Annotated in this window: 20 protein-coding genes and 1 riboswitch; of the genes, 6 read left to right on the top strand and 14 right to left on the bottom strand. The window is 68.9% G+C overall.

Annotated features, from left to right (window positions below; all coding sequences use genetic code 11):
* Positions 1-147: 147 nt before the first annotated feature.
* Together OG322_RS28380 and OG322_RS28375 are read right to left on the bottom strand one after the other, a co-directional pair.
* Positions 148-1,509: an NYN domain-containing protein gene (locus OG322_RS28380; protein WP_329307778.1), complete on the bottom strand. Its 1,362-nt coding sequence runs from the start codon at positions 1,507-1,509 to the stop codon at positions 148-150.
* Between the two features lie 37 nt (positions 1,510-1,546).
* Positions 1,547-1,789, bottom strand: coding sequence for a hypothetical protein (locus OG322_RS28375; protein WP_024494175.1), 243 nt, complete (start codon positions 1,787-1,789; stop codon positions 1,547-1,549).
* A 161-nt stretch (positions 1,790-1,950) separates the two neighbouring features.
* Here OG322_RS28375 and OG322_RS28370 point away from each other — a divergent pair, with 161 nt between their 5' ends.
* Both OG322_RS28370 and OG322_RS28365 read left to right on the top strand, forming a co-directional pair.
* Positions 1,951-2,688, top strand: coding sequence for a rhomboid family intramembrane serine protease (locus OG322_RS28370; RefSeq protein ID WP_185095694.1), 738 nt, complete (start codon positions 1,951-1,953; stop codon positions 2,686-2,688).
* On the top strand, positions 2,685-2,966 hold the full coding sequence (locus OG322_RS28365; RefSeq protein WP_123470113.1) for an Lrp/AsnC family transcriptional regulator: 282 nt from the start codon (positions 2,685-2,687) through the stop codon (positions 2,964-2,966). The genes OG322_RS28370 and OG322_RS28365 overlap by 4 nt, the downstream gene beginning before the upstream one ends.
* Before the next feature lie 62 nt (positions 2,967-3,028).
* Here the strand turns inward: OG322_RS28365 and OG322_RS28360 are convergent, their stop codons facing one another.
* From OG322_RS28360 to ctaE, 6 genes are all read right to left on the bottom strand, one after another.
* Complete coding sequence (locus OG322_RS28360; protein ID WP_124283853.1) at positions 3,029-4,444, bottom strand: aminotransferase class V-fold PLP-dependent enzyme; 1,416 nt, start codon at positions 4,442-4,444, stop codon at positions 3,029-3,031.
* 172 nt (positions 4,445-4,616) lie between these two features.
* Positions 4,617-4,734: riboswitch (SAM riboswitch) on the bottom strand.
* A gap of 83 nt (positions 4,735-4,817) precedes the next feature.
* Complete coding sequence (gene trpD, locus OG322_RS28355) at positions 4,818-5,882, bottom strand: anthranilate phosphoribosyltransferase (protein WP_123470117.1); 1,065 nt, start codon at positions 5,880-5,882, stop codon at positions 4,818-4,820.
* A gap of 126 nt (positions 5,883-6,008) precedes the next feature.
* Positions 6,009-7,634 (bottom strand): cytochrome bc1 complex cytochrome b subunit, encoded by a 1,626-nt coding sequence (gene qcrB, locus OG322_RS28350; protein WP_123470119.1) that lies wholly within the window; start codon positions 7,632-7,634, stop codon positions 6,009-6,011.
* Positions 7,631-8,683, bottom strand: coding sequence for a cytochrome bc1 complex Rieske iron-sulfur subunit (gene qcrA / locus OG322_RS28345; RefSeq protein ID WP_123470121.1), 1,053 nt, complete (start codon positions 8,681-8,683; stop codon positions 7,631-7,633). Before qcrA ends, qcrB begins: the two co-directional genes overlap by 4 nt.
* Positions 8,680-9,489 carry a cytochrome bc1 complex diheme cytochrome c subunit gene (gene qcrC, locus OG322_RS28340; protein WP_123470124.1) on the bottom strand — a complete coding sequence of 270 codons (810 nt, stop codon included), beginning with the start codon at positions 9,487-9,489 and terminating at the stop codon, positions 8,680-8,682. Before qcrC ends, qcrA begins: the two co-directional genes overlap by 4 nt.
* Before the next feature lie 63 nt (positions 9,490-9,552).
* Positions 9,553-10,173, bottom strand: coding sequence for an aa3-type cytochrome oxidase subunit III (ctaE, locus tag OG322_RS28335; protein WP_123470126.1), 621 nt, complete (start codon positions 10,171-10,173; stop codon positions 9,553-9,555).
* Between the two features lie 211 nt (positions 10,174-10,384).
* On the opposite strand from ctaE, the gene OG322_RS28330 reads away from it, so the two are divergent.
* Positions 10,385-10,786, top strand: a complete 402-nt coding sequence (locus OG322_RS28330) for a hypothetical protein (protein WP_124283854.1) — start codon at positions 10,385-10,387, stop codon at positions 10,784-10,786.
* A 59-nt stretch (positions 10,787-10,845) separates the two neighbouring features.
* Here the strand turns inward: OG322_RS28330 and OG322_RS28325 are convergent, their stop codons facing one another.
* From OG322_RS28325 to ctaC, 4 genes are all read right to left on the bottom strand, one after another.
* Positions 10,846-12,099, bottom strand: a complete 1,254-nt coding sequence (locus OG322_RS28325) for a L,D-transpeptidase (RefSeq protein WP_123470130.1) — start codon at positions 12,097-12,099, stop codon at positions 10,846-10,848.
* 121 nt (positions 12,100-12,220) lie between these two features.
* Complete coding sequence (locus OG322_RS28320; RefSeq protein WP_123470133.1) at positions 12,221-12,619, bottom strand: cytochrome c oxidase subunit 4; 399 nt, start codon at positions 12,617-12,619, stop codon at positions 12,221-12,223.
* Entirely contained in the window at positions 12,616-14,352 is a 1,737-nt protein-coding gene (gene ctaD / locus OG322_RS28315; protein WP_123470136.1) for an aa3-type cytochrome oxidase subunit I, read from the bottom strand. The genes OG322_RS28320 and ctaD overlap by 4 nt, the downstream gene beginning before the upstream one ends.
* Positions 14,349-15,311, bottom strand: a complete 963-nt coding sequence (gene ctaC / locus OG322_RS28310; RefSeq protein WP_123470138.1) for an aa3-type cytochrome oxidase subunit II — start codon at positions 15,309-15,311, stop codon at positions 14,349-14,351. The genes ctaD and ctaC overlap by 4 nt, the downstream gene beginning before the upstream one ends.
* A 270-nt stretch (positions 15,312-15,581) precedes the next feature.
* Between ctaC and OG322_RS28305 the strand changes: the two genes are divergently transcribed.
* Positions 15,582-16,964 carry a cysteine desulfurase/sulfurtransferase TusA family protein gene (locus OG322_RS28305; protein ID WP_123470140.1) on the top strand — a complete coding sequence of 461 codons (1,383 nt, stop codon included), beginning with the start codon at positions 15,582-15,584 and terminating at the stop codon, positions 16,962-16,964.
* A 20-nt stretch (positions 16,965-16,984) separates the two neighbouring features.
* On the opposite strand, the gene OG322_RS28300 is transcribed toward OG322_RS28305, so the two are convergent.
* Complete coding sequence (locus OG322_RS28300) at positions 16,985-17,959, bottom strand: carbohydrate kinase family protein (RefSeq protein WP_123470142.1); 975 nt, start codon at positions 17,957-17,959, stop codon at positions 16,985-16,987.
* Positions 17,960-18,140: 181 nt separating this feature from the next.
* On the opposite strand from OG322_RS28300, the gene OG322_RS28295 reads away from it, so the two are divergent.
* Positions 18,141-18,338 (top strand): hypothetical protein, encoded by a 198-nt coding sequence (locus OG322_RS28295; RefSeq protein ID WP_123470144.1) that lies wholly within the window; start codon positions 18,141-18,143, stop codon positions 18,336-18,338.
* 162 nt (positions 18,339-18,500) lie between these two features.
* Positions 18,501-19,964 carry a hypothetical protein gene (locus OG322_RS28290; RefSeq protein WP_329307182.1) on the top strand — a complete coding sequence of 488 codons (1,464 nt, stop codon included), beginning with the start codon at positions 18,501-18,503 and terminating at the stop codon, positions 19,962-19,964.
* A gap of 145 nt (positions 19,965-20,109) precedes the next feature.
* On the opposite strand, the gene OG322_RS28285 is transcribed toward OG322_RS28290, so the two are convergent.
* The gene (locus tag OG322_RS28285; RefSeq protein ID WP_123470148.1) at positions 20,110-20,466 is read right to left on the bottom strand and encodes a HesB/IscA family protein; all 357 of its coding nucleotides are present in this window, start codon (positions 20,464-20,466) and stop codon (positions 20,110-20,112) included.
* Between the last annotated feature and the right edge of the window lie 155 nt (positions 20,467-20,621).

Raw genomic sequence — 20,621 nt, 5'->3', positions numbered from 1 at the left:
CCGACCATAGTGACCATCCTGTGATCAGTTCAAATCCTCGCAGGAAAAATCTCGTCACAGCGGGCACTTCTTTACCCGCACCACACTGCGTGTAGCGGTGAATTGACGGCCCGTTCCGTAATTTCCGACGAGCCGCAACAAGTCTCGCTAAACGCGCGAAAGCCGCTTCAGGAGCAAGAGGGACGCAACGGGCCTGGCCCCCGCCTTCGCCACTCCGTCGGCCACCTCGCGGTCGGTCGAGACCACCACGACGGGCCGCCCGGACGGTTCGGCGCGCGCGAGCTGCCGGATGAGCTCGTCCGCGGTGACCCCCGCCCTGCTGAACAGCACCCGCACCCCCCGGGGCGGCGCGAGCAGCACCGGAGCGGCCAGCTCGGCCCCGTCGAAGACGCAGGTCATCTCGGCGCCCGTCTGGGCGGCGAGCATCGACAGGCCGCCCAGCAGCCGCAGCCGCTGCTTCTCCAGCGGAAGCTGCGGATAGCCGGTCTTGGTGACGTTGTAGCCGTCCACGATGAGGTGCGCCTGCGGCAGCGCGAGGAGTTGGTCCAGCAGCGCCGGATCGGTGTCCGAAAGGGCTCTGGCGGCAATGTCCTTGGGTGACATCCGGCCCGGCTCGACGGCGTCGACGGTGTCCGCGGGGCGCATCGAGGACGGCGGCAGGGCCAGTTCGCGGCGCAGTCCGCCGGCCGCTTCGAGCACCGTGTCGAGCAGCAGCCGCAGCCGCATGTCCTCGACCGACCGCCCCTCGCGGGCGGCCCGGCGCCCCGCCTCGACGGACGCCTCCGCCTCGCCGAGCCGGGCCCGCAGCCTCCGGGTCTCGCTCTCCGCCGCCGAGACCTGGGCGGCCGCCTCGGCCCGTACGGCGTCGCTCTCGGCCCTGCCCTGGCGCAGCGCGGCCTCGCCGCGCTTCACCTCGTTGGCCGCGCTGCGCAGTTTGCGCTGGAGCGACTCGGCCTCCTTGCGGGCCGCGTCGAGGTCACTGCGGAGCCGTTCGGTCTCGCTCCTCGTCTGGGCGCGGGCCTGGGCGAGTTCCTCGCTCAGCCGTCCCAGTTCGCGCCGGATCTCGTCGTCGGCCCGCTCGGCGTCGGCCCGCTGCGCCTCCTCACCCGCGGCGGCGAGGAGCTTCACCCAGCCGGCCGGACGGAGCACATAGGCCGCGGCGGCCACATCGACGGGGTCGGCGGCGGCGGGCGGCGAGCCGGCCTCCAGGGCGGCACTCAGCTCCGGCTGGGTCTCCCTCAGCCGTTCGCCGATGCGCCGGCGGAACGCGGCGTCGCCCTCCAGGGCGGCCGCCATCGCGTTCCCGGCGAACTTGGCACGCCGGGTCGGCGTGAAGCGGGCGTACTGTCTGAGCTGGGCCGGGAGTTCGGTGACCGTGAGGCCGCCGAACGCGTCCGAGACCAGCGCGACGACCCGACGCCGTACACCTTCGGGCAGCGGGCGGTCGAGCACCTCCACGGCATCGTCGGCCGCATCGGCCGACGCGGCGCCGCCAGCGGGCTGCTCCACCATCCGTCACCTCAAACTGTATGTCCGCACGGCCCCGTCAGGAGTCGGCACCGGGCCTGTCGACTAGCTCGATCTGGTCCACCGCGTTGCACCAACGACAGCGCACCGACTCGATGGTCTCACTGACCACCTCGCGTTCCTCGACGCTCGACTCCCCGGCCAGGTCGAGATGGACGTATTCGACGACCTTGGAGGAGCGCGTCACGTCGAATCGCGTGAGGTTTCCGCAGAGCGTGCAGCGCCAGCGGGTCGCCTCGGTCGGCTGGGGAACCGTCGTCATCGTTGCGTCCTCTTTCGTCGGGCCTCGTGCTGCCACATAAGGATCTTCGCGGTGCGCCGTCGAACTGCGGATGTCCTGCCGTAACCCTACGGCCTCGCCGCATACCACCGGCACGGCGAGGCGGTCTGTCCTGTTCCCTCCAGTTGCGTCATGCTCTGTTCATGATCGATCGGCGGGCTGCGGCCGGCAGACTCCTGCGGGCGGCCACCTCGGGCGGGCCGCCGGTGACGTACGCCCTCATCGCCCTGTGCTGCGTGGTCTTCGCGATCAGCCCGCTCTCCGGGCTCAACCCGGTGTACGGCAGCGCGGACGCCCTGCTGTCCGCCCAGGCCGGGTACTTCGAGCGCTGGGGCGTGATCCCGAGCGAACTCTGGGACGGCTCCGCCCACGCCCTGCTCACGCCGCTGACCGCGCTCTTCGTGCACGGCAGCTGGCTGCATCTGCTCGGCAACATACTGTTCCTGTACGTGTTCGGAGCGATGGCCGAGGAGCGCATGGGCCACACCGAGTTCGCGTTCTTCTACCTCGGCTGCGGCTACCTCGCCCTGCTCGCCTACGCGGCCGCGCACGCCACGTCCGACGAGACGCTCGTCGGCGCGTCCGGGGCGATCTCGGCGGTACTGGGCGCCTTCCTCTACCTCTTCCCCAGGGCCCGGGTCACCAGCGTGTTCCCGTTCCTGCTCTTCCTGCCGCTGCGCTTCCCCGCCTGGATCGTGCTGATCTTCTGGTTCGTGCTGCAGTGGCTGGCCGCCAAGGGCGCCGGCAGCGGCCCCGGCGTGGCCTATCTCGCTCATGTGGTCGGCTTCGCCATCGGCTTCCTCTACGCCTGGGGGCGCTACCGGCGTGGCGCTAGAGTGAGATCTCCAGCCACGGCCACCGAGGGAGAAAGCCAGCCGTGATCACCGCGATCGTGCTCATCAAGACCAGTGTGGACCGGATTCCCGAGATCGCCGAGGCCGTCGCAGCGCTGGACAGCGTCAGCGAGGTCTTCTCGGTCACCGGTACGTACGACCTGATCGCCATGGTCCGGGTGGCCAAGCACGACGATCTGGCCGACGTCATCCCCGGCCGGATCAGCAAGATCCCCGGCGTCGAGGGGACCGACACCCACGTGGCGTTCCGTACGTACTCGCAGCACGACCTGGAGGCGGCCTTCGCCATCGGCCTGGACGCATAGGTACATACGTTCGGCCGGGTACGGACAGCTGTCCGTACCCGGCCGAACGCGTTCTGCGCCCCTCAGACCTGGGCGGTACCCCGGTCCGGGACGCAACGGCCGCCCTCGGTGCGGTACTTCCACTGGGCGCCCTCGCTCACCAGCTCCTTGACCGCCCGCACGAAGCGCTCGATGTGCTCGTCCGGCGTGCCGGCACCGAAGCTGACCCGGATCGCGTTGAGCGACCTCTCCCCCGGATCGGCCTCAGGCGCACCGCACTCGCCGACGTCCTGCGGGTCGCTGCCGAGCAGGGTGCGCACCAGCGGGTGGGCGCAGAACAGTCCGTCGCGCACCCCGATGCCGTACTCCGCGGAGAGCGCCGCGGCGAAGTGCGAGCTGTTCCAGCCCTCCACCACGAAGGAGATGACGCCGACCCGCGGGGCGTCGTCGCCGAACAACGAGAGCACCTTGACCGCGGGGACCTCGGCGAGTCCGGCACGGACCGCGGTGACGAGCTGCTGCTCCCGGGCGACCAGGCCCTCGAATCCGGCCTCGGTGAGCGCCTTGCAGGCGGAGGCGATGGAGTAGACGCCGATGACGTTGGGGGAACCTGCCTCGTGGCGGGCGGCGGTGGTGTGCCACTCGACGTCCACCCCGCCGCCGGCCCGCCGGGCCACCTTGCGGGAGGCGCCGCCGCCGGCCAGGTAGGGGTCGGCGTCGCGCAGCCAGTCGGAGCGGCCGGCCAGGACGCCCGAGCCGAACGGCGCGTACAGCTTGTGTCCGGAGAAGGCGACCCAGTCGACGTCCAGCTCGGCGATGTCGACGGGGTGGTGCGGGGCCAGCTGCGCGGCGTCCAGCACGATCCGCGCGCCGTGAGCGTGCGCGGCGGCGGCGAGCTCCTTGACCGGCCACAGCTCACCGGTGACATTGGAGGCGCCGGTGACGCAGACCAGCGCGGGACCAGTGGGGCCTCCCCTGCTCGAACGAAGCTGAGAGCTCGGGGAAGGATCGCGGTCGGCGAGTGCCCGCTCCAGCGCGGCGACGGCCTGGGCGGGGGTGCGCGGGGCGTTCAGGTAGGTCACGCGGGCGTCGCGCCAGGGCAGCAGCGACGCGTGGTGCTCGGTCTCGAAGACGAAGACCTGGCAGTCGGCGGGAACCGCCGCGGCCAGCAGGTTGAGCGAGTCGGTGGTCGACCGGGTGAAGACCACCTGATCGTCGGCGCGGCAGCCGAGGAACTCCGCGACGGTGACCCGGCTGCTCTCGAAGAGGTCCGTGGAGAGCTGCGAGAGGTATCCGGCGCCGCGGTGGACGCTGCCGTAGTACGGCGCGTACGCGGCGACGTCGTCCCACACCCGCTGCAGGGCCGGGGCGCTGGCGGCGTAGTCCAGCGCGGCGTACGTGACCTCACCGCCGGTCACCAGCGGAACCGTCACATCCTTCCCCAGAACGGGCAACGGGGCACAAATGGACTGGTCGGCGGCAGCGGTGAAGACAGACATGACGAACTCCCGTAACAGGCAGGCGAATTCCGCGTGCCCGCGGATACGCGGCAGCACGGAAGGAAGAAGAAGGGTGTGCGGAGGAGGGCCGAAAAGCCCTATCGCATTCGCTTGCTCACAGAGGCTCCCTGAGGACCAGGACCCCACGGGTGGACGTCTCACGACGTCGAGGGGTCCGCGCTTGCCGCAGACCTCGCTGCCTACGGCCTGGTCTTCACCCGGGGCACCCCGCCACGGACGGAGGGTTGCCGGACAGCGGGCCGGGGCCGTAGTCGCTGTCACTCATGACCTGCCCAGCATCTTGCCATACGTGGGTGAACGCGCAAGGCGCAGTCCAGATCATGGACTGCGCCCTGCTTCACATTCCCTGCGCTCAGGCGTTGCTGGCCCTGACCCATCTCTCCAGCGCCCGCCCGGCGGACCCGGAGTCGATGGACTCGGCGGCCTTCGCGATACCGGCGGCGAGCTGCTCGGTAAGCGTGCCCTCCCCCTGGTCCAGCGCGACCAGGGCCGCCGCCGCGTTGAGCAGGACGGCCTCCCGTACGGGACCGGTCTCGCCGGCCAGCAGCCGGCGGGCCACATCGGCGTTGTACGAGGCGTCGGCGCCGCGCAGCGCTTCCACCGGTACCAGCTCCAGGCCGACGTCGCGCGGGTCGAAGGCCTGCTCGCGCACGACGCCGTCCCGGGCCACCCAGACCCTGGAGGTCGCGGTGGTGGTCAGCTCGTCCAGGCCGTCGTCGCCGCGGAAGACCAGCGCGGAGTTGCCGCGTTCGGCGAGCACGCCCGCGACGATGGGTGCCATCCGCAGGTCGGCGACCCCGATGGCCTGGGAGCGCACCTGGGCCGGATTGGTGAGCGGACCGAGAATGTTGAAGGTGGTCGGGGCGCCCAGCTCCGCCCGGGCCTTCGCCGCGTACCGCAGGGCGGGGTGGAACTTCACCGCGAAGCAGAAGGTGATGCCCGCCTCCTCGGCCACCTCGACGACGCGCTGCGGGGGCAGATCCAGATTGACGCCGAGCTTGCCCAGTACGTCGGAGGAGCCGCTGGCCGAGGAGGAGGCGCGGTTGCCGTGCTTGACGACCTTGGCCCCGGCCCCCGCCACGACGATCGCGGACATGGTGGAGATGTTGACCGTCTTGGCCATGTCGCCACCGGTGCCGACGATGTCGACCGTACGGCCGGGCACGTGAATCGTGGTGGCGTGCTCGTACATCGCACGGACCAGACCGGTGACCTCCGTGACGGTCTCGCCCTTGGCGCGCAGGGCCACCGCGAAGCCGGCGATCTGCACGTCGGTCGCCTCACCGCTCATGATGCGGTCCATCGCCCACGCGGTGTCGTCGGCGCTCAGGTCCTCGCCGCGCAGCAGCGGGGTCAGCACGCCGGGCCAGGTACGAGCCGCCACGCTGTCGCCGCCGACCGGGGTCACAACGTTCATGGTCCGCTCCTGGGGTCCACAGCCGATAAAGGGATGTGACCACCCTATCGAGCGCGGGGGACAGCGAAGAGCCCCGTCCATCGTATGGATGGGCGGGGCTCCTGCTGTGGCGATCAGTTCAGGTGATCAGTGGTGGCCGTGGCCGCTGTTGATCTCCTTGTACTCCTCGGCAGAGGGCTTGGCGATCTGGTTGTCCTCGCCGTACAGGCTCTGGCTGAGCCTGGCCCGCACCTTGTGGACCAGGGACACCTTGCGCTCGACACCGTTCTCGTCGACCGTCGGGCCGATCTCGAGCGGCTTGTACTGCTCGTGCGCGGTGAGCGTGTGCAGCGCCGCGGGTGAGAGCGGCTCGTGGACCTCGACGAACTCACCGTGCGGCAGGCGCTTGATGAGCCCGGACTCGCGCCCGTGCAGCACCTTCTCCTTGTCCCGGCGCTGAAGGCCGAGGCAGATCCGCCGGGTGGCGATGAACGCGATGACCGGGCCCACGAAGATGAAGATCCGGACGAACCACGAGATGGCGTTCAGCGACAGGTGGAAGTGCGTGGCCCACAGGTCGTTGCCGCCGCCGATGAAGACGATGATGTACTCGGTGATCCAGGCCACGCCGAAGGCCGTACGGGTGGGAGCGTTGCGCGGGCGGTCCAGAATGTGGTGCTCGCGCTTGTCCCCGGTGATCCAGGACTCGATGAACGGGTAGACCGCGATGATCGCGAGCACCAGTCCGAAGGCCATCAGCGGGATGAACACACCCAGGACGAGCGTGTGACCCCAGAGGTTGATCTCCCAGCCGGGCATCACTCGGATCAGACCCTCGGCGAAGCCCATGTACCAGTCGGGCTGGGCGCCGGTGGACACCTGGTCCGGGCGGTACGGGCCGATGGCCCAGATCGGGTTGATCGAGGCGATGGCCGCCATGACGGCGATGACGCCGAAGACCAGGAAGAAGAATCCTCCGGCCTTCGCCATGTACACCGGGAGCAGCGGCATGCCGACGACGTTCTTGTTGGTCCGGCCGGGACCCGCGAACTGCGTGTGCTTGTGGTAGAAGACCAGGATCAGGTGTGCCACCAGCAGGCCCATCATGATGCCGGGCAGCAGCAGGATGTGGATCGAGTAGAACCGGGCGACGATGTCGCCACCGGGGAACTCCCCGCCGAACAGGAACATCGAGATGTACGTGCCGACGACCGGCGTGGCCAGGATCGCGCCCTGGGTGAAGCGGACACCCGTACCCGAGAGCAGGTCGTCCGGGAGCGAGTAGCCGGTGAAGCCGGTGAACATACCGAGCACGAACAGCAGGAAGCCGAACAGCCAGTTGATCTCACGCGGCTTGCGGAACGCGCCCGTGAAGAAGACACGCATCATGTGCACGAACATGCCGGCCAGGAAGATCAGCGCGGCCCAGTGGTGGATCTGCCGGACCAGCAGACCACCGCGGACGTCGAAGCTGATGTCCAGCGTCGAGGCGTAGGCCTCGGACATCCGGATGCCCTGCATGGGCTCGTACGGGCCGTGGTAGACGACCTCGTTCATGCTCGGGTGGAAGAACAGCGTCAGATACACACCCGTGAGGATGATGATGATGAAGCTGTAGAGGCAGATCTCGCCCAGCATGAAGGACCAGTGGTCCGGGAAGATCTTGCGCATGTTGGCCTTGGCCAGGGAGTAGATCCCGAGCCGGCCGTCCGCCCAGTCGGCCATCTTCTCACCGGCGGGCGCCTTGCGCTTCGTATCGGTCGCAGTACTCATCCGCGCTCCCAGAATGCAGGACCGACGGGCTCATCGAAGTCACCGAGCGCCTCGAGGTTACCCTCGCTGTTCACGCCGATCCGCAGCTGCGGAAGGGCGTGACCGGCCGGACCGAAGATGACGCGGGCGCCGTCGGAGAGGTCGAAGGTTGACTGGTGGCACGGGCAGAGCACGTGGTGGGTCTGCTGCTCGTACAGGCTGATCGGGCAGCCGACGTGGGTGCAGATCTTCGAGAAGGCCACGATGCCCTCGTGGGCCCACTCGCGCTCGCGCTTGTCCTTGATGTTGGACGGCTCGATGCGGATGATCATCAGCGCAGCCTTGGCGATCTGCGTCTGGAAGTCTTCCGCGTCCTCCTCCAGGCCCTCGGGCATGGCGAAGGTCAGCGAACCGACGGTCACGTCCTCGGGACGAAGCGGCTCCATCGTGTTCATGTTGATGAGCTGCTTGCCCTTGGCCCACAGGGTGGAGCGGAGCTTCTTCTCCGGCAGCGGACCGAGGTCGCGCAGCAGCACCACACCGGCGAGCGGCACCAGGGCCAGCGCGCCGAACATGGTGTTGCGGACCAGCTTGCGCCGGCCGAACGCGGACTCCTCGGCACCGGCCGCGAAGTCGGCGAGAACCTTCGCCTTGACCTCGGGCTCGGCAGAGATCGCGTGCCGATCGTCGGCGACCTCCACGTCGGACATCAGGGTGCGCGCCCAGTGGACGGCTCCCGCGCCGATCGCGAAGAGCGCCACGCCCAGGGTCAGCCCCAGGGAGAAGTTGAGCGCACTCACATGACCGAACGGGAAGATGTAGACGATCTTGTCGACCGGGAAGATGACGAAGGAGGCGATGAAGCCGACCGTCGCCAGCATGGACAGCGTGAACATGAACGCGACGGCGCGCTCGGACCGGTCTGCGGCCCGTTCGTCGATGTCCTGGATGCGCGGCTGGTGGGCCGGCAGCCCCGGGTCGGCGAACGGATCGTCCGCGCCCTCTACCGCGCCGTGCGCGGGGACCTGCTCTGCGGGCAGGTTCTCTTCTGGAATCTCTTGGCTACTCATGACTTCTTGGCCTTAGCGGTGTGGGCCGCGACCCAGACGGCAACTGCGATCAGTGCGCCGAGCCCGAAGATCCAGCCGAACAGACCCTCGCTGACCGGACCGAGCCCGCCCAGCTTGAGGCCACCGGGGCTCTCAGCCTGCGCGCTGTTCACGGTCTGGATGTACGCGATGATGTCCTTCTTCTGCTGATTGGGCATCGTCGAGTCCGGGAAGGACGGCATGCTCTGAGGACCGGTCTGCATGGCCTCGTACATGTGCTTCGGGTCCACGCCCTCAAGGCTGGGGGCGTACTTGCCCTTCGTCAGGGCACCGCCCTCGCCGGTGAAGTTGTGGCACTGAGCGCAGTTGGTACGGAACAGGTCGCCGCCCTTGGCGACGTCCGCGCCCTCAGGGCTGACCTGGCTCTTGGTCGGGACGATCGGGCCGGCGCCGAGCGACGCGACGTACGCCGCGAGCTGGTCGATCTCGGCCTGGGTGTAGATGACCTTCTTCTTCGGTACCTGGGCGCCCGGCTGCTGTGCCGGCATACGGCCCGTACCGACCTGGAAGTCCACGGCGGCGGAGCCCACGCCGACAAGCTGGGGCCCGTCGGTGGAGCCCTCACCGCCGGTTCCGTGGCAGCTGGCGCAACCGACGGAGTACAGCTTCTTGCCCTCGTCGATGGCGAGGGACTGGGCGGTGTCGTCGGCCTGCGCCTTACTCGCGGGCGCAAACGCGGCGTACAGCCCCCCAGTGGCCGCCAGCGCGAGGAGTAGTACGACGACCGCCGCCAACGGATGGCGTCGTCGTGCGGAGAGCTTTTTCACGGATTACCCCGGTGTCAGGATCTTCTGCTTCGATGCTGGATGTGGTTCGGGCTCGGGGCCCGGTTACTTGATCATGTAGATCGTGGCAAAGAGGCCGATCCACACGACATCGACGAAGTGCCAGTAATAGGACACGACGATGGCAGCGGTCGCCTGTTCATGGGTGAACCTCTTGGCTGCGTATGTCCTGCCCAGAACGAGCAGGAAGGCGATGAGACCGCCTGTCACATGCAGACCGTGGAACCCGGTGGTCAGGTAGAACACCGAGCCGTACGGATCCGAGGACAGCGAGAGGCCGTCCTGCTTCACCAGCTCGGTGTACTCGAAGATCTGGCCTCCGATGAAGATCGCACCCATCACGAAAGTGATCACGAACCAGGCGCGGAGCTTCTTCACATCGCCCCGCTCCGCGGCGAAGACGCCGAGCTGGCAGGTGAGTGAGGAGAGCACCAGGATGGTGGTGTTCGTCGCCGAGAACGGAACGTTCAGGGACGACGCCATTTCCTTCCAGTGTTCTGGTCCGGTCACCGATCGCAGGGTGAAGTACATCGCGAAGAGGGCCGCGAAGAACATCAGCTCGGAACTCAACCAGATGATGGTTCCGACGCTGGTGAGGTTCGGCCGATTGACCGACGGGTGCGCGTGCCCGGTTTCTACTGTCGTTGCTGTCGCCACGACCGACATTATGTCGGTCGCTTATCCCGCCCTCACTCCGGGGGGTGCCGTTCGGTGTGTCAGAGGGGTGTGTCCTCCCCGAACGGCCCATGGATCCGCTGTCCCGGGCGGTGCTGACAGGCTGTCGGGCGGAGTACGATCCGCGCATCGGTCCGGGGGCCGTCCGCAGGACAGCCCCCATGCCCCTAAGCCCCGAAGACACAGATGTCACGGAGGAACAATGCAGCCGACCGCCACGGTCCTGGTCTACAGCGACAACGCACACACCCGTGAGCAGGTGAGGCTGGCAGCAGGGCGCAGGCCCGCGGCGGACGTGCCGCCGGTGGAGTTCCTGGAGTGCGCCACCCTGCCCGCCGTCCTGGACGCACTGGACCACGGAGGCGTCGACGTCTGCGTGTTGGACGGTGAGACCGCACCGGCCGGCGGCATGGGCGTCTGCCGCCAGATCAAGGACGAGATCTTCCGCTGCCCGCCGGTGCTGCTGCTGATCGGGCGCCCGCAGGACGCCTGGCTGGCCACCTGGAGCCGCGCCGACGCGGCGGTGACCCATCCGGTCGAGCCGGTCGGGTTCGCGGACGCCCTGGCCGCCCTGCTGCGCAGCAGGCTCTCCGTGGGGGCCTGAGGGGCCCGCGGGCCCTTCCCCCTGCTGCCGGCCCCTCCGAGGGGCAGCGCACTCCCCGCTCAGACCTCGGGGCGCAGTCGCGCCGCCTGAACCGTGTCCACGCGGTCGGGCGTGCTGTTCTGCAGTGCGCTGCCCTTCTGCCACTTGGCCCAGGACAGGTTCCAGTCGCCGTAGCCGTTGTCGAACGGCGTCATGGTCTCGCCCTCGCTGCCGACGACGCGGACGATGTCGCCCTCGCGCACGGTGTTGTAGAACCACTCCGCCGCGCTGGTGCTCATACCGGTGCACCCGTGGCTGACGTTCGCGTACCCCTGTGATCCCGTGGACCAGGGGGCCGCGTGCACGTACTCACCGCTCCAGGTGACCCGGGTCGCGTAGTAGACCAGCAGGTCGTAGGAGTCGCTCGAGCCCTGCGCGATGCCGATCGTCTCCCCGCGCATACGTACCTGCTGCTCCTTGCCCAGCACGACCTTGACGCCGTTGCGGGTGGAGAAGCCGGGCTTGCCCGTGGTCACCGGAATGGTGTTGATCACTTCGCCGTTGCGCTTGACCGTCATGGAGTGCTCCGAGGCGTCGGTCACGGCCTCGATCCGGTCGCCGGTAGTGATCTTCAACGCTTTCGCGGGAGCCCCGTACAGCGCGTTGGCCACCTTGATGCCGGCCAGATTGCTGCTGACCTCGATGGTGGCCTTCGCCGGCCAGTAGTCCCGCGGCCGGTAGTGCAGCGTCTTGTTGTCGACCCAGTACCAGGAGCCGGTCACGGCAGGTGTGGAGCGCACCTTCAGCGCGCGCTCGACGGTGGCGCGGGCCGCCTTGTCGGCGACGGGGGCGCTGAGTTGCGCCGTAACGGGCTGCCCGACCCCGTAGGTGCCCGCCTGAGGGCCGAAGGTGACCTTCAGGAACCTCTTGGCGGAGGCGGTCTCGAAAGACAGCGTGCGGTCCCCTGGGGCGCCGTCGTGGTCCTCCATGCTGACCTTGACGGTGTACCGGGTGCCTGCGGCGAGCGGGGCGGTGGAGTGCCAGCGCTGCCCGTCGGCGTCGAGTTCGCCCGCCAGATGGCGTCCTGCGGTGTCGACGGCCGCCACATCGGTGATCCGGCCGTCGTCGCCGTCGACGCCGACTTCGAGGGGCTTGTCCGGGTCGACCTTCTTGCCGCCGTCGGGCGCGTTGAAGGAGATCTCGTCCGCGGCGTCGTACGGCTTCGCCGAGAGCGGATGGCCGTCGGACTCCCCACAGGCGGTCATCCCTGCGACCAGGGTCACGACCAGCAGAGTGCAGCTCACTACGGGACGGATGCGCGGCGTGTGGTTCATGAACCCACGCTAAGAAGGTTCATTCGATTCAGCGCGCGGGGTGACTGCAAACGGGGGGCCCGCACTTCGCGTGGAAGTGCGGGCCCCCGTCAGGTGGAGCGGTGTCACGGGTGGAGCGGTGTCACTGGGTGCGGTTCTCACCGCGGTAGTACTCGAACACCCAGCCGAACAGACCGATCAGGAGCATCGGGAGCGAGAAGTAGAGCAGCCACCAGCCGAAGACGACTCCCATGAAGGCGAGTGCACCGCCGACCGCCAGCGAGAGCGGCTGCCAGCTGTGCGGGGAGAAGAACCCCACCTCGCCGGCCTCGTCCGCCACGTCGGCGTCCCTGTTGTCCTGCGCGAGCGCGTCGACCCGCCGGGCCGTGAAGGCCAGGTAGAAGCCGATCATGACGCTCAGGCCGAAGGCCAGGACGAGCGCGGTCGTACCGGCCGGCTCCTTGGACCACACGCCGTACGTGATGGCCATGGCGAGCATGAAGACCGCCAGCCAGAGGAACAGCTTGCCCTGAATCTTCACTTGCCCGCCTCCTTGCCGCCGGCGAGGGCCTTGTCACCCTCGGAGTGGTGCTCCAGCTGTTCGAGCGCCGTGATTTCCGGGTGGTGCAGGTCGAACGCCGGGGATTCCGAACGGATCCGCGGCAGCGTGAGGAAGTTGTGCCGCGGCGGCGGGCAGGACGTCGCCCACTCCAGCGAGCGGCCGTAGCCCCACGGGTCGTCGACCTCGATCTTCTTGCCGTACTTGGCCGTCTTCCACACGTTGTAGAAGAACGGCAGGATCGACAGACCGAGCAGGAACGAACAGATCGTCGAGATCGTGTTCAGCGCGGTGAAGCCGTCCGCCGCGAGGTAGTCCGCGTAACGACGCGGCATGCCCTCGGCGCCCAGCCAGTGCTGCACCAGGAACGTGCCGTGGAAGCCCACGAACAGCGTCCAGAAGGTGATCTTGCCGAGCCGCTCGTCCAGCATCTTGCCGGTGAACTTCGGCCACCAGAAGTGGAATCCGGAGAACATCGCGAAGACCACGGTGCCGAAGACCACGTAGTGGAAGTGCGCCACGACGAAGTACGAGTCCGAGACGTGGAAGTCCATCGGGGGCGACGCGAGGATGACGCCGGTCAGACCACCGAAGGCGAAGGTGATCAGGAAGCCGACGGCCCAGAGCATCGGTGTCTCGAAGGACAGTGAGCCCTTCCACATCGTGCCGATCCAGTTGAAGAACTTCACCCCGGTGGGTACCGCGATGAGGAACGTCATGAACGAGAAGAACGGCAACAGCACACCGCCGGTGACGTACATGTGGTGGGCCCACACGGTCACGGACAGACCCGCGATGGCGATCGTCGCGCCGATCAGGCCGATGTATCCGAACATCGGCTTTCGACTGAACACCGGAATCACTTCGGAAACGATCCCGAAGAAGGGCAAAGCGATGATGTACACCTCTGGATGGCCGAAGAACCAGAAGAGGTGTTGCCATAGCAATGCGCCGCCATTGGCCGCGTCGAATACATGCGCCCCGAATTTTCGGTCCGCCTCCAGCGCGAAGAGCGCCGCGGCGAGGACCGGGAAGGCCAGCAGGACCAGAACACCGGTCAGCAGGACGTTCCAGACGAAGATCGGCATGCGGAACATCGTCATGCCGGGTGCGCGCATGCAGATGATCGTGGTGATGAAGTTGACCGAACCGAGGATCGTGCCGAATCCGGAGAAGGCCAGACCCATGATCCACATATCGGCACCGACGCCCGGCGAGCGGACCGCGTCCGAAAGCGGGGAGTAGGCGAACCAGCCGAAGTCGGCCGCACCCTGCGGGGTGAGGAAGCCGGCCACCGCGAGGATCGAACCGAAGAGGTACAGCCAGTACGCGAACATGTTCAGCCGCGGGAACGCCACGTCGGGCGCGCCGATCTGCAGCGGCATGATCCAGTTCGCGAACCCGGCGAACAGCGGCGTCGCGAACATCAGCAGCATGATCGTGCCGTGCATCGTGAACGCCTGGTTGAACTGCTCGTTCGACATGATCTGCGTGCCCGGACGGGCCAGCTCGGCGCGCATGAAGAGCGCGAGCAGACCGCCGATGCAGAAGAACGCGAACGATGTGACCAGGTACATCGTGCCGATCGTCTTGTGGTCAGTGGTGGTCATCCACTTGACGACGACGTTTCCCGGCTGCTTGCGCCGGACCGGCAGCTCGTCCTCGTACGAGTCGTCTGCTGCCGCGGCACCCTGAGGTTCGTTGAGGATGCTCACAGTTTGTTCGTCTCCGCATTCCTGGCCGGGTCAGTCTGCTCGATGCCGGCCGGCACGTAGCCCGTGTTGCCCTTCTTCGCCAGCTCCTTGAGGTGCGCCTGATAGCGCTCCGGGGAGACGACCTTGACGTTGAAGAGCATGCGGGAGTGGTCGACGCCACAGAGCTCGGCGCACTTGCCCATGAAGGTGCCCTCCTGGTTGGGAGTCACCTCGAAGGAGTTGGTGTGGCCCGGAATGACGTCCTGCTTCATGAGGAACGGCACCACCCAGAACGAGTGGATGACGTCACGCGAAGTCAGGACGAAGCGGACCTTCTCCCCCTTGGCCAGCCACAGGGTCGGACCGGGGTTGCCGTTCTGCGGATTCCGGGTTCCCGGGACACCGACGTCGTAGACGCCTTCAGCACCCTTGGGGAAGTCCTTGCGGAACCGGTCCGGGATGGCGTCGAGCTCCTTGGGGATCTCGTTGCCCGTGGCGGTCGAGCCGTCCACGTTCTCGATGTAGTTGAAGCCCCAGCTCCACTGATAGCCGACCACGTTGACCGTGTGGGCGGGCTTCGGGGAGAGTTCGAGGAGCTTCGATTCATCGCGCGCGGTGAAGTAGAACAACACCGAGACGATGATCAGAGGGACCACGGTGTACAACGCCTCGATCGGCATGTTGTACCGGGTCTGCGGAGGAACCTCCACCTTGGTGCGGCTGCGCCGGTGGAAGATGACGCTCCACAGGATCAGGCCCCAGACCAGCACGCCCGTGGCGAGCGCTGCCGCCCACGAGCCCTGCCAGAGGGAAAGGATCCGTGGGGCCTCTTCCGTTACCGGCGTAGGCATACCGAGGCGGGGGAAATCCTTGTATGTGCAACCGGTTGCGGTCGCCAGGATCAGGCCCGCAGTCAGCACCTGCGGCAGCTTCCGCCGCATCGGGCGCCGCGACGAGCGGTCGGAGCCGTTGGGACTCACGTAGCGCCTTCCCGAGAGTCTCGCCCGCACGGTCGGCGCGCCCGTCTCGTTTGTCGGTCGCCGCCCCTGACGCGGGCAGGGGTTTGGATGTTTATGCGGACCAAACCCTACTGGACGCTATTTGAGGTCGCGCGGGGAGGGTGCCCAACGCGCCGCCCGACTCCCCGAAGGGGTGGAATCCACTCCTCCGGCCGTCATCTGACGCCCCCTCTCCTGACCGTGCCGGCGGCCGGTCCCGAGCCGGGGTCCGGACCGGGCTAGCGTGGCCGGGTGCCCTACTTCGACGCCGCGTCCGCCGCCCCCCTCCACCCCGTAGCCCGCCAGGCGCTGCTTGCCGCCCTGGACGAGGGCTGGGCCGATCCGGCCAGGCTCTACCGCGAGGGGCGCCGGGCCCGGCTGCTGCTGGACGCGGCCAGGGAGGCGGCGGCCGAGGCCGTCGGCTGCCGTCCCGACGAGCTCACGTTCACCTCGTCGGGCACCCGGGCGGTGCACTCCGGAATTTCCGGGGCCCTCGCCGGGCGTCGGCGTGTCGGTCGCCATCTGGTGGTGTCGGCGATCGAACATTCGTCCGTGCTCCATTCGGCCGCCGCGCACGAGGCCCAGGGCGGATCGGTCGCGGAGGTGCCGGTGGACCGCTCGGGGGCGGTGAGCCCGGCGGCGTACGGAGCGGAGCTGCGCGAGGACACCGCGCTGGCCTGCCTCCAGTCCGCCAACCACGAGGTCGGCACGGAGCAGCCGGTGGCCGAGGTCGCCGGGCTCTGCCGGGACGCGGGGGTGCCGCTGCTGGTGGACGCCGCGCAGTCACTGGGCCAGGGGCCGGTGCCGGGCGGCTGGTCGCTGCTGGCGGCGAGCGCCCACAAATGGGGTGGTCCGGCCGGGGTCGGGCTGCTGGCGGTGCGCAAGGGTGTCCGGTTCGCGGTCCAAGGACCGGCCGACGAGCGTGAGTCGGGGCGGGCCGCCGGCTTCGAGAACATTCCGGCGATCGTGGCCGCCGCGGCGTCCCTGCGGGCGGTTCGGGCGGAGGCCGCCGCCGAGTCGGTGCGGCTGAGGACGCTGGTGGAGCGGATCCGGAGCCGGGTACCCGCACTGGTGCCCGATGTGGAGGTCGTCGGCGATCCGGTGCGGCGGCTGCCGCATCTGGTCACCTTCTCCTGTCTCTACGTCGACGGGGAGACCCTGCTCCATGAGCTGGACCGGGCGGGTTTCTCCGTGTCGTCCGGCTCGTCCTGCACGAGCAGCACGCTGACCCCGAGCCATGTGCTCAGGGCGATGGGGGTGCTGTCGGAGGGCAACGTCCGCGTGTCGCTGCCGACGGGCACCACCGAGGAGGACGTCGACCGCTTCCTCGACGTGCTTCCCGGGGTGGTGGCGGGGGTGCGGGAGAAACTGGGGGCGCCCGCGGCGGCAGCCCCCTCCCCCGCCCCGGCGGCCTCCCTGGTCGTCGACGCGCTCGGAAAGCGCTGCCCGGTCCCGGTGATCGAGCTCGCAAAGGTGATCGCAGACGTACCGGTGGGCGGGACGGTGACCGTCCTGTCCGACGACGAGGCGGCCCGGCTCGACATTCCGGCCTGGTGCGCGATGCGTGAGCAGGAGTACGTGGGTGAGGAGCCGGCGGACCGGGGCTCGGCCTATGTGGTCCGCCGGCTGTCCTGACCGGCTGTCCCGCCTCCTGCTTACGCGAGGTGCGTGCGGACCTCGGCCGCGGCCTCGTGGCCGTACGCCTTGGTGAAGCGGTCCATGAAGTGGGTGCGGTGCAGGGTGTACTCCTGGGTGCCGACCGTCTCGATGACCAGGGTGGCGAGCATGCAGCCGACCTGGGCGGCCCGCTCCAGGCCGACGCCCCAGGCGAGACCGGAGAGGAATCCGGCGCGGAAGGCGTCGCCGACGCCGGTCGGGTCGGTCTTGCTCATCTCCTCCGCGCAGCCGACCTCGATCGGCTCCTCGCCGACGCGCTCGATCCGCACGCCCTGGGAGCCGAGGGTGGTGACGCGGTGGCCGACCTTGGACAGGATCTCCTCGTCGGTCCAGCCGGTCTTGGACTCGATGAGCCCCTTCTCGTACTCGTTGGAGAAGAGGTAGGTGGCGCCGTCGAGCAGGATGCGGATCTCCTCGCCGTCCATCCGGGCGATCTGCTGCGAGAAGTCCGCGGCGAACGGGATTCCGCGGGAGCGGCACTCCTCCGTGTGGCGGAGCATGCCCTCCGGGTCGTCGGCACCGATGGAGACCAGGTCGAGACCGCCCACACGGTCGGCGACGGCCTTCAGCTCGATCAGCCGGGCCTCGCTCATGGCGCCGGTGTAGAAGGAGCCGATCTGGTTGTGGTCGGCGTCCGTCGTGCAGACGAAGCGGGCGGTGTGCAGGACCTCGGAGATCCGCACCGATCCGGTGTCGACGCCGTGGCGGTCGAGCCAGGCCCGGTACTCGTCGAAGTCGGAGCCCGCGGCGCCGACCAGGATCGGAGCGGTGCCGAGCAGACCCATGCCGAAGCAGATGTTGGCGGCGACACCTCCCCGGCGCACGTCCAGGTTGTCGACCAGGAAGGAGAGCGAGACCGTGTGCAGCTGATCGGCGACCAGCTGGTCGGCGAATCGGCCGGGGAAGGTCATGAGGTGGTCGGTGGCGATGGAGCCGGTGACTGCGATACGCACGGGAGACTGCTCCTGCGGAGGTCGAGGGGAACGGTGTCCGCGTTCCCGGGGCGGCGTGACAGATGAGGGGCCCGGAAATCGGGGCCCCCTCACGCTACCGGTTCCTACGGTGACCTGAATGGGAAAAACTACCCGATAGTAGGGCTTTCTTCCTGAGCTCTGCGGTGCCTACGGTGCGGATATGTCGAACCACATCGCCCCGCACGAGTCCGAGACCGGCCTGGCGGACCTGCGCTCGGACTGCGCACGGATGGCTCCGCACTGGGTGGTACCCACAAAGGTCGCCGCCACCCCTGTGGCGCCGTCCCTGATTCACGGAGTGACCGTGCCGCCCGCCTCGGCCAGACTGATCGACGCGATGTCGGAGTACGGCGACTGAGGACCGCGCTCCGGCCGCTCCCCGGCCGCGCTCCCGCCGCAACTGCCGCCCCACGGGGGAACCGTGCGCTCCCGCGCCCCGTCCCATCGGTGTCCGCACCCAAGGGGCGGGCGATATGCCGGGCCAGGCATATGACGGCAATGCAGGCGAAGGAGCGATCCGGTGAGCACCGAGCGACCCGACAACGACGTGACCGGCCCCCGGCGGCGTTCGCCGCTCGCCGTGGCCTCGGTGGCGGCAGCCGTACTGCTGGCCGGTGGCGGCGGCGCGTACTGGGCCGCCACCGCGGCGGACGGCGGTAGCGGCAAGGACAGCGCGGGCAGCGGCGCCGGCGCTCCCCCACCGCTCTCCGTGGACGAGCGGACGGGCGAACCGGCCACGCACTCCCCCAGCGCATCGGCCCCGCCGCGGGGCATCGCACCGGGCGAGCCCGATCCGCACGGCGAACGGCTGGTCTACCGCGCGGCCGGAGCGCTGCCGGACGGTCCGGCGAAGGCCGCCGTCCAGCGCACGAGCGGAACCGTCTCCGCGGCCGAGGTGACCCGGCTGGCGAAGGCGCTCGGCCTGAAGGGCGCCCCGCAGGCCGAGGGCACCTCCTGGAAGGTGGGCTCCGACGGGGACGGCTCCGGTCCGGTGCTGCGGGTGGACAAGCAGGCGCCCGGCACCTGGACCTTCGCCCGTTACGGCTCCGGCGGTACGGACAACTGCGGGAACAAGACGACCTGTTCGGGCAAGCACGTGGCTCCGGGCGGATCGGGATCACCGGTGGGCGAGAAGGCCGCCAAGGCCGCCGCGGCGCCCGTACTGAAGGCGGCCGGCCAGGACGGCGCAGCCCTCGACGCACACCAACTCATGGGCTCGGCCCGGGTGGTGAACGCGGATCCGGTGGTGGACGGACTGCCGACATACGGCTGGGCGACCGGGATCCAGGTCGGCACCGACGGTGAAGTGATCGGCGGTGGCGGGCAGTTGAAGGGCCTGGAGAAAGGCGCCGACTATCCGGTGATCGGCGCGGCCGAGGCGCTGAAGCAGCTGAACGCCGCCCAGCCCTCGGACGCCCGCAAGAACATCGGCGGGTGCGCGACCGTCGCGCCGCTCAAGGACGACACGAAGCCGTCCGGGCCCGCCTGCGGCGCGCGGACCGGGGCGGAGCCGACGACGGTGACGGTCGACAAGGCCGTCTTCGGCCTGGCGGCGCGCTACGTGGACGGCAAGCAGCTGCTCGTGCCGTCCTGGATCTTCACGGTCCGGCCGGCCTCGGGCGGGACGGGCAACACCGTCACCCAGGTGGCCGTGGACCCGGAGTACCTGGCGAAGGACGCCCCCTCGGAGAAGGCCCCGGACGCGGGCGGAACGACGAGGGCGGGCGGCGCGATCCAGTCGTACAGCGCCGACGGACGGACCCTCTCGGTGACGCTCTGGGGCGGTGCGTGCAGCACGTACAAGGTGAGCGCGCGCGAGGACGGCGACACGGTGCGGGTGACCGTGGCGGAGTCCGGGCCGGACCCGAAGAAGGTCTGCGTCATGATCGCCAAGGAGCTGACCCGTACGGTCACCCTGGACCAGCCGCTGGGCGACCGGAAGGTCGTCGACGCCGCATCGGGCGGCGCGGTCGCGCAGAGGTGACGTGACGCCCGCCGACGTCGGCCCGCCAGGGGCCGAACCGGACAGCGGTACGGCGGCGGCCCCGGGATCCGGTCCCGGGGCCGCCGCCGTAGCCACGCGTGCCCGATGTGCGCCGTGCGCACAATGTGCGCCCGGCCTTCGCGCTCTAGTTGAAGGAGTCGCCGCAGGCGCAGGAACCCGTCGCGTTCGGGTTGTCGATCGTGAAGCCCTGCTTCTCGATGGTGTCGACGAAGTCGACGGAGGCGCCGCCCAGGTACGGGGCGCTCATCCGGTCGGTGACGACCTTGACGCCGTCGAAGTCCTTCACGACATCGCCGTCGAGCGAGCGCTCATCGAAGAAGAGCTGGTATCGCAGGCCCGAGCAGCCGCCGGGCTGGACGGCGACGCGCAGCGCCAGATCGTCACGGCCTTCCTGCTCCAGCAGGCCCTTGACCTTGGCTGCGGCGGCGTCGGACAGGAGGATGCCGTCGCTCACGGTGGTGGTCTCGTCCGATACGGACATCTGCTTCTCTCCCGGGTTGTACGGAGTCTGCTTGCCGACGTTGCAACCGCCGGAACCGCGGATTCATTCCGGGCCGCGCGCTTGCCTGTTCCATTCATGCTCGCACACCGGCCCCTCGGGCGGGTGCGTCACATTGACGTTATCGGCATCGTCAA

The sequence above is a fragment of the Streptomyces sp. NBC_01260 genome, from assembly GCF_036226405.1.
Classification (GTDB): Bacteria; Actinomycetota; Actinomycetes; order Streptomycetales; family Streptomycetaceae; genus Streptomyces; species Streptomyces laculatispora.
This window is presented reverse-complemented; position numbering and strand designations above follow the sequence as displayed.